Source organism: Flectobacillus sp., from assembly GCF_049240685.1.
GTDB lineage: Bacteria > Bacteroidota > Bacteroidia > Cytophagales > Spirosomataceae > Flectobacillus.
Genome location: NZ_JBMLSD010000389.1, coordinates 1 through 9339, shown reverse-complemented (window position 1 = coordinate 9339; position 9339 = coordinate 1). Strand labels below are relative to the sequence as shown.

At 38.3% G+C, this 9339-nt stretch carries 7 protein-coding genes; 2 read left to right on the top strand and 5 right to left on the bottom strand.

Translation table 11 applies throughout. The annotated features are described in order from the left end of the window. Positions 1-196: 196 nt before the first annotated feature. Positions 197-1000, top strand: a complete 804-nt coding sequence (locus ACOVQ4_RS17895; RefSeq protein ID WP_421821982.1) for a ThuA domain-containing protein — start codon at positions 197-199, stop codon at positions 998-1000. A gap of 119 nt (positions 1001-1119) precedes the next feature. Here ACOVQ4_RS17895 and ACOVQ4_RS17890 read toward each other — a convergent pair whose 3' ends face one another. From ACOVQ4_RS17890 to ACOVQ4_RS17870, 5 genes are all read right to left on the bottom strand, one after another. Next, positions 1120-4911 carry a hydantoinase B/oxoprolinase family protein gene (locus ACOVQ4_RS17890; protein ID WP_421821981.1) on the bottom strand — a complete coding sequence of 1264 codons (3792 nt, stop codon included), beginning with the start codon at positions 4909-4911 and terminating at the stop codon, positions 1120-1122. Between the two features lie 95 nt (positions 4912-5006). Then, positions 5007-5690: a pseudouridine synthase gene (locus ACOVQ4_RS17885; RefSeq protein ID WP_421821980.1), complete on the bottom strand. Its 684-nt coding sequence runs from the start codon at positions 5688-5690 to the stop codon at positions 5007-5009. 333 nt (positions 5691-6023) lie between these two features. Next, complete coding sequence (locus ACOVQ4_RS17880) at positions 6024-6473, bottom strand: GNAT family N-acetyltransferase (protein WP_421821979.1); 450 nt, start codon at positions 6471-6473, stop codon at positions 6024-6026. A gap of 156 nt (positions 6474-6629) precedes the next feature. Further along, positions 6630-6848: a hypothetical protein gene (locus ACOVQ4_RS17875; protein WP_095163422.1), complete on the bottom strand. Its 219-nt coding sequence runs from the start codon at positions 6846-6848 to the stop codon at positions 6630-6632. Between the two features lie 234 nt (positions 6849-7082). Then, positions 7083-8102, bottom strand: a complete 1020-nt coding sequence (locus ACOVQ4_RS17870; RefSeq protein WP_095163421.1) for an RluA family pseudouridine synthase — start codon at positions 8100-8102, stop codon at positions 7083-7085. A gap of 179 nt (positions 8103-8281) precedes the next feature. On the opposite strand from ACOVQ4_RS17870, the gene ACOVQ4_RS17865 reads away from it, so the two are divergent. Beyond that, positions 8282-9205 carry a 1-aminocyclopropane-1-carboxylate deaminase/D-cysteine desulfhydrase gene (locus ACOVQ4_RS17865; protein ID WP_421821978.1) on the top strand — a complete coding sequence of 308 codons (924 nt, stop codon included), beginning with the start codon at positions 8282-8284 and terminating at the stop codon, positions 9203-9205. Positions 9206-9339: the final 134 nt, after the last annotated feature.

Genomic DNA, 9339 nt, shown 5'->3' with positions numbered 1-9339 from the left:
GACAAAATTAGATTTAAGTTTTTGTTTTAGGCAACAGGCAAAGAGTGTTTTTTTTTTAGTAAAAAAGAGATATTTTGCCGAAAGCCAAAAGCTCGAAGCCAAATTTTAAATTTTATTTTGAGTACTCACTTAAGTAGCAGTCCGTCACTCATAAAAATATTTTATTTCAACAAACCCAATTGATTAAACTAAAGCTATGAAATTTTTAATCACCCTACTCTTCACTTTCCTCAGTGTGCAAATCACTATTGCTCAAAAGTTTAAGGTCTTGGCTTTTTATACTGGAAAAAATGATTTGGCGCACATTAGTTTTGTGAAGGAGGCCAATACATGGCTTGAGCAACTAGCTAAGGAAAAAAAGTTTAGTTACAATGCTACTAGCAATTGGGATTCTTTGAATACTGAGGTGTTAAAATCGGTGGATATTGTCTTATTTTTAGATACACGACCCGAAAAACCTGCGCAAAGGGAAGCATTTGAGAATTACATGAAAAATGGTGGTGCTTGGTTAGGCTTTCATTTCTCAGCTTTTGCGATGGACAAATCTGATTTCCCGCAAAACTGGAATTGGTACCATAATGAGTTTTTGGGCTCTGGACAATATGAAGGAAACACTTGGAGACCCACTTCGGCCATTTTGAAAATTGAGAAAAAGGGACATCCGAGTTTAAAAAAATTAGAAAAAGAATTCACTACTTCTCCAAACGAATGGTATAGCTGGGAACATGACCTTCGCCAAAATCCTGATATTGATATTTTATTAGCTATTTCTGAAAAAAGTTACCCATTGGGAACAGGCCCCAAAAATCATGAAATTTGGTATTGTGGATATTATCCTGTGATGTGGACAAATAAAAAATATAAAATGGCATACATCAACATGGGACATAACGATATGGATTATGAGGGTGGAACTAATGCTACATTATCATATCAATTTGCCAATCAAAACTATCGTCTGTTGATAACAAATACGCTGTTGTGGCTAGGTAAGAAATAATCTTTTAAAAGTGTCTAACACAACTGGTTCAGGACTTTGTCTTGGACCTTTTTTTTGAACAGTTTAAAACTGAACCCATACCTAGTTCGAGACAAAGTCTCGAACTAGGTATGGGTCAATCAAGCTATTGAACTCCCGTAGCCACCTCCACCTGGCGTTTTCATAATTAGTCTATCTCCTATTTCCAATTCGGCGCCATCAACTCCAGCCAATAAGATTTTTTCGCCAGATGCTTTCAAAATAAACTGTTCACCACACTGTCCATTCTCTCCACCATTTATTCCATAAGGTGCATATTTTCGATGCTGAGTCAAAATAGATAGCTTCACAGGCGCTAAAAAGAGAAAGGCACGAGTGATACCATTTCCTCCACGGTATTGTCCATTTCCACCTGAGCCCTCACGAATGCCAAAAGATTCGAGACGAACAGGATAGCGCTTTTCTAATATTTCAGGGTCAGTTATTCGGGTATTGGTCATGTGCGTATGCACGCCAGATGTGCCGTCAAAGCCATTGCCAGCGCCACTTCCTCCACAAATAGTTTCGTAATAGCCAAACGAGTCGTTGCCAAAAAGGGTATTATTCATCGTGCCTTGCGAACAAGCCATAACCCCAAATGCTTTGAACAAGGTATCTGTTAAACGTTGACTAAGTTCCACATTACCGCCAACTACCGCAGGGCATTCTTCTGGATTTTCTGAAAAAATGGGGCTCAATAAAGTATTATTCGGAATAACTAATTCGGCAACTCTCAACAATCCATCATTGAGAGGAATATTACTCTGCAACAACACTCTAAGCACATATATTACGACCGAGTTGACAATAGCTTCATTAGCATTCAGATTACCCTTATGAACACCAGAAGTGCCCGTAAAATCTATCAAACAACGCCCCTCTTTCAAGGTCAAATTCACTTCAAGTCGGGTATCATCATCGAGTAACTCTACGGCATGATATGCTCCATCAGGGAATTTTCGCAAACGCTCAAGCATTTTCTCAGCAGAATAAGTCTTGAGTAAGTTCATGTAATAATGCACACGATCAAGGCTATGTTCCTCTACTAATTGCTGAAGTGCCATCTCTCCATTTTTGATTGAGGCTAAAGCCGCATTCAAATCTGCTAAATTTTCATCAACTGCTCTCGAAGGATACGGTGCATTTTGCAGTAAATCTGTAATTTCAGTCCAATCAATTTTTCCATTTTTTGATAAAAAAACTGGTGAAATAACGACGCCTTCTTCTGCTAAATTTTTGGCATCGGGTGGCATCGAAGCTGGACGAATCCCTCCAATTTCTGAATGGTGACAGCGGTTTACTACATAGCCAATAAGTTTATCCCCTTGTTTGGTATAAACAGGCGCTATCAGCGTTACATCTGGCAAATGAGAGCCTCCAAATTTGGGATGGTTTGTAATGACAATATCCCCTTTTTTAAGGTTAACTTGGGCTAAAAGCTTTCTCACACATACGCCCAAACTCCCCAAATGCACAGGAATGTGTGGTGCATTGGCAATGAGTTCAGCTTGGTGGTCGAGTAAGGCGCAAGAAAAATCAAGACGCTCTTTTACGTTGACAGAAAGTGAGGTTCTTTGTAATAAAACACCCATATTGTCAGCAATCGACATAAAGCGATTCGTAAAAAGCTCTAGTTGGGTTATATCTTGTTCAGCAGAAATGACTTTTTCCTGTAAAACAGTATCAATCTTCGTCAGAATAGCAGAGCCGTTATTGGACAATTGTAACTCCCAGCCTTTATCTACAACGGTTGTACTAAATCGGTCGAGTAATAAAGCAAAACCTGTAATTACTGAACCCTCCTCTAATTGTTCACGTACAAAAACCGGAATTTCTTGCCATTGTCCATCCACCCAAGCTGGTATCGAATGTGAAGGAATTGCTTGATTTTTTAGTAAAAAAGATTGACTTTTTTCTTCAAAAGTATCTTGCTTTTGAGCTGCAATCAAACGAATGTTTTCTACCTCAATGGCGCGATTTTCGGTCCAGTGACCATAAATTTGACGATACTTTTCTTCAAATATTTGAATACTTTTTTCGAAGCCCTCCCACTCTATTTCTAAGCTTGCATCTTGTCCTTTCAGGCGTAGATAAACATAGCGATGTTTGATATAGCTTTGATGAAATTCTATGCCATCCTTCTCTAATTCTAGCATGGCTTTTGTTGCCAAGTCCTGATAATTTCTTTCTAACTCTTTATCAAGATTTTTATCATAAATCTCCAACACTGATGCCTCGGCAAAACGCTCTACTTGCGCCTGCGATATGCCGTAAGCCGACAATAAACCAGCATCTAGCGGTAATAATATTTTTGAAATACCCAATAATTCAGCTATTCCACACACATGCAAGCCTCCAGCCCCACCAAAAGCCACAAGCGCATAATCAGTAGTAGCATATCCTTTGGCTATGGATATCTTCCGAACAGTTTCTGCCATTTTCTCATTGGCAATAGCTCTAAAACCCTCCAATATCTCCTCTGCTTGAGGACGAGTTCCTGTATTATTTTCGATGCTTGATAGAATTTCTTCCAAACGCTTTTTAGCACCATCCACAAAAACAGGTATACCAAACTGCGTACTATCCAAACGTCCCAACAACAAATTGACATCTGTAATCGCTAAAGGTCCACCAGCTCCATAACAAGCGGGACCTGGCCATGAGCCAGCACTTTCGGGACCAACACTCAATTTGTAGCCATCATAAGCACAGATAGACCCACCACCTGCGGCTACCGTCTCGATGGCCAAGGCTGGGCTAAAAATTTGAGCATTTCCAATTTTTTGGATAAACTGATATTCTAGTTCATGATCATAGCGAGCGACATCGGTACTTGTACCACCCATATCAAAGGCGATAAATTGGTGGATACCAGCTTTCTGAGCCACTTTAGAAGCCCCTACTACACCACCCGCAGGACCTGAAAAAAGACTATCTTTGGGATGAAAAGCGTCATATCTAACTAAACTCCCTGCGCTAGTCATTACCTTCATATTGCCTTCGCCTACTTTGGAGGCAATATTGCTCAAGTAACGATGAATCACAGGTGATAAATAAGCATTGACCACCGTAGTTTCGGCACGTTGTTGAAACTTGATTTGTGAACTTAATTCTGTGGAGATATGAACAAACTCAAAATGTGGACTTAAAGCCTCTTTGAGCGCAATTTCATGAACTGGATTTCGATAAGCGTTTTTCAAACAAATAGCTATTGACTCTATATCAGCTTCCTTCAGTTTTTGAATTAGCTCGTCGATAGTTGTAGTATCTATTGCTTGTAAAACTTCACCATTGGCGTCTATTATCTCCGAAATCTCTTCGACCAAGGCATACAAGGGTTCAGGACGCTCAATTTTCATCGCAAAAATATCAGGTCGAGCTTGGTTACCAATAACCAACAAATCCTTAAATCCTTTGCTCACGAGAAAAGCCGTCTTTGCACCCTTCAATTCCAACAAAGCATTAGTCCCTTTGGTAGAACCTACACGCAATTCGATGGAAGGAAAAGCCTCATGTAATGCTGTTTCAGTAATGAGTCTTGCGCCCAAGACTGGCGCTTCTTCGAAGGCAGTGAGCGCAAAGTTTTTTCCAACTAAATCACTTGGAATGGGTAAATCGAGCGTCAATACTTTTCCCTCAAAATCATAAGATACAACCTTCGACTCAAATGATTGGTCGAGGCTATACAATTGATATCCAGCCAAAATATCTTTTGACAAATACCATGATTCCTTAATTTTGAGGCACTTTTCAGATACTACGGCTACGGCTTGCCCACGCAGAGTACCGTTGGACAAAATCTTTTTTCGGTATATTTTTCCTTCGGAATCCGTTGCTATGCAATCAGTGAATGTTCCTCCAGTATCTATCGACACATTATAATGCAAAGACATCTTTCGATTGGGGATTTGGGATTTTTGATTTCGGATTAGAGCATAAATTATCAATACCCGATAATTCATTTTTTGATGACAAAATGCTTATTCATTTACGTTTCGCCTATCAACTCTCCAACTTCTCGGTATTCATTAGGCTTTAAATCACCTAAATGGACTTGATCTATTCTTATTCTTTTGAGAGACAAAACTTCGTAATCTAGTTTGTAACACATTCGACGTATTTGCCTATTGAGGCCTTGAACTAGAATAATTCTGAAATTGTACTCATCAATGGCCTCCACAAAACATGGGAGCGTTGTTTGTCCCATAATCGTAATGCCGCTAGACATTTGCTGAATAAAAGAGTCTGTAATCGGCTTATCAACCTTTACGATATATTCCTTTTCAGTTTGATGCTCTTTACGGAGTGTTTTATCAAAAACTCTTCCATCGTTAGTGAGCAGTAAAAGTCCTTCTGATGCTTTATCGAGACGACCGACAGGAAAGAGTTTTTCTTCGAAAGGTAAAATAGCTTGTAGATTATCGGGTATAGCTTGGTTGAGTGTTGTTTCTATCCCAACAGGTTTGTAAAAAGCGATATAATACAGTTTTTTTTCTTCTCGTAATATTTCACCCTCGCAAATAATCTCCTCAAAGGGCTGTATTTCTACATTTTCAAATACCTGTTTACTCGCCACCCTACACGCACCAACTGAAATAAGCTCAAGCGCTTTTTTATTGGAAATCTGTAAGCGTTTTACTAAAAAATATTGAAGTCTATTCCTAAATGTCATGGGTTTGGATTGCGGATTTGGGATTTTGGATTTCGGAATTTTACAGACAGGCAATAAATCCGAAATACCAAATCTGCAATTATCATAAAACTCATGTCTTTTATTACTGGACAAAACAAATAATTGGGATTCTGGTATTTAGACTTTTTCATTGGATTTTTAAAAACAGTTTAAAACTGTTGAAAAAATGAGTCCAAGACTAAGTCTTGAACTAGTAGAGATTCCTTTGGATTGCGGATTTGGGATTTTGAAATTTTACAGACTAGTAATAACTCCAAAATCCCAAATCCGTAATTGTCATGAAACTCATGCCTAAACCCTCTTCCCTATTCCCTAATAATCAATATGTACATTAATCCAACCAGCATCGAAGCGGGCTCCAAATTTTTTATAGAAATTAATCGCAGGTTCATTCCAATCTAGGACTTGCCACATCAAACCCGTACAGTTATTTGCCTTAGCAATATCAAAAGTTCCTTCCAAAAGTTTTTCACCGAGGCCTTTTCCACGCATTTTTTCACGAACTACCAAGTCCTCCAAATACAAACGTTTGCCTTTCCAGGTAGAATAACGGTAGTAATACAGCGACATACCTACCACTTCGCCATCTACTTCGGCAAGGATTGCCCCAAAAACAGGATTTTCACCAAATCCGTCGATATACATTTGTTCTACGGTATTAGTCACCTGCTCAGGAGCTTTTTCGTATACTGCCAACTCCATAATCAAGTCAAACATCACTGGGAGATCTTCAGGAGTAAATTTTCTAATAATAACAGACATTAGGAAATGGTTTTAGGAAATAAAGAAAGACTGAATATGCTCTGTTGAAAGTCTATTTATTTCTATGATGATTTTTCAAATATAATAAAAAAGTCAGTTGCGAGGCTTTTACCTAACAACTGACTAAGCTAACATTTTTAGACAAATGAAATTTTTCTAAAAATTGTAAATAATATCTCCATTCAATCCGATAAAAATCCAACCTTTTTGCTCCAAATCGCGCAAGAGGTTATGAGGATTTTGTGGAGGTTGCATATCCACGAAAAACGTGGCAATGTAGTTTTTTAAGGACTTGGCCTTTTTAGGTCTTTTAGCTCGTTCGATGCCTGCTAAATAATCGACTAAATCTTCTGTTTCGGTAACAAAGGTATTCATGGCTTTACAAGAACAAATTGTTAAGAACTCAAAAAATCGTGTAAATATGAATAACAATCTATTTACACATTAACTAAAAAATCAGAAAAACTTTTCAGAAAATAATCAATACTATTTTAGCGATGCTTCATGAATAAGTGTCAATACTCTATTTTAAATAAGATATTTTTCGAATAATAAACCCTTATTACGATGAAAAGTATCCGCTTTGAATTACAAAATAATAAAAAAAAACTATTCGTTGTTCACGTATTTCTCCCATTTTTCAAGCAGATTTTGCATATCTTCAGGTAATTCTGAATCAAATTGCATAAACTTTCCAGAAGTGGGATGAATAAAACCGAGCGATTTTGCATGCAATGCATGACGAGGACAAATTTTAAAACAATTTCCTACATATTGCTCATATTTAGAGAACAAAGTTCCTCTCAAAATTCTATCACCTCCATAAGTGCTATCATTGAAAAGAGGATGCCCAATATGCTTGAAGTGCACACGAATTTGGTGAGTACGTCCCGTTTCGAGATTACATTTTACTAAGGACACATAACGTAGGTTTTTCAAAACTTTGTAGTGTGTAACGGCATGTTTACCAACCGAACCATCAGGAAATACTGCTCGAATTTTTCGGTCTTTTATACTACGACCAATATGCCCTGTAATGGTTCCTTCTTCATTCTTTAGTTCACCCCAAACTAAGGCATAATACGTACGCTCGATGCTATGGTCAAAAAACTGTTTAGCCAAATGTGTCATGGCATAATCGTTTTTGGCAATTACGAGCAAGCCCGATGTTTCCTTATCGATACGGTGCACCAAGCCAGGGCGTGCCTCACCATTACGATGAGTTGGTAAATTTTGAAAATGATATACCAAAGCATTCACCAGTGTACCCTCCCAATGCCCAAAAGCAGGGTGAACCACCATTCCAGCAGGCTTATTGACTACCAACAAATCGTCGTCCTCATAAACGATATCCAAAGGAATATTCTCAGGCTCGATACCACCTTCGCGCGGAGGGTGAGGCAACGATACCGTAATAACATCAAAAGGTTTTACTTTATAACTTGCCTTAGTTACAATATCATTGACTTTTACGAGACCTAAATCTATGCCGTTTTGAATCTTGTTTCGAGTGGCATTTTGCATTCGCATCATCAAGTATTTATCAAGACGCACAAGGTCTTGACCTTTTTCTACTACAATTCGATGATGTTCGTATAATTCTTCTTCGTCTTCTTCCAGTTCTTGCATAATTTCGTGTTTTCAAATACAAAATTATTAATTTTTTAGTTAAGAAAAGCCGAAATCAACAAGGATACAATATTTTGATTTATTATGAATCAAATAATCAAAAACCCAAAAGTAAATACCAACGCACATTTTGCACGATTTCAAGTTTCCTAAAAAATGGACATTACTAGCACTTTATTATGCCAATTTCCTCCTCATTCGACCTTCCAGTTTCTCCCATACAAGCGATTTTTCATCCTGTTTTAGAAAAAGCAGGTGTTCAGTTGATTCTGAAACGTGATGACCTCATTCATCCTAGTATTGCGGGGAATAAATGGCGAAAAATGAAGTATAATTTGATAGAAGCTCGTCAAAAAGGCTTCAAGCAACTCATTACTTTTGGAGGAGCGTATTCAAATCATATCTATGCCACTGCCTCCGCGGGGAAAGTTTTTGGGTTTGATACACTAGGAATCATTCGTGGTGATGAACTCAACCCGCAATCAAGTCCAACCTTGCAATATGCAGCCGAAAATGGAATGCAGTTCAGGTTTGTCAGTCGAACAGCCTACCGAGACAAAGAGGAGATTTTAAGACAATTAAAACAAGAAGATATCGCTTTAGAAAAATCCTATTATTTACCCGAAGGTGGCAGCAATCATTTAGCCTTAAAAGGACTAGCAGAGTTAGCACAAGAAATTTATCAACAAACCCAACCTGACTATATCGTTTCGGCAGTCGGTACGGGCGGTACCATTGCAGGCATACTTGCTTCGAGCAATGCCCCTACGCATATCATAGGAATTGTAGCACTAAAAGGAGCAAAAGAGGGACTCTTTCGAGATATTCAAGAATTACTTTCAGAACATCCTGCAATTGATTTTACACGCTTCACTCTCCTCGACGCCTATCATTTTGGAGGATACGCCAAATATAATTCAACACTACTAGATTTTATCAAAAACTTTGAAAGCTATAATCCAGCAGTCCAACTCGAACAAGTCTATACAGGCAAAATGCTGTATGGCATCATCGATTTAGCAGAAAAGGGATTTTTCAAGAAAGGGAGTCAAGTCGTGGCTGTGCATACTGGGGGTTTGCAGGGAAGAAATAATACAATATGAAATAATACCCGATTGAATTACAATACCACGCAGACCAGATGAAGATATCACCGATAGAAGTTCAGGTAGAAAAAGAGCAAAAAAAAGAGGAACAAATTTCTTTGTTCCTCTTAGTACCCAGAGCCGGAGTCGAA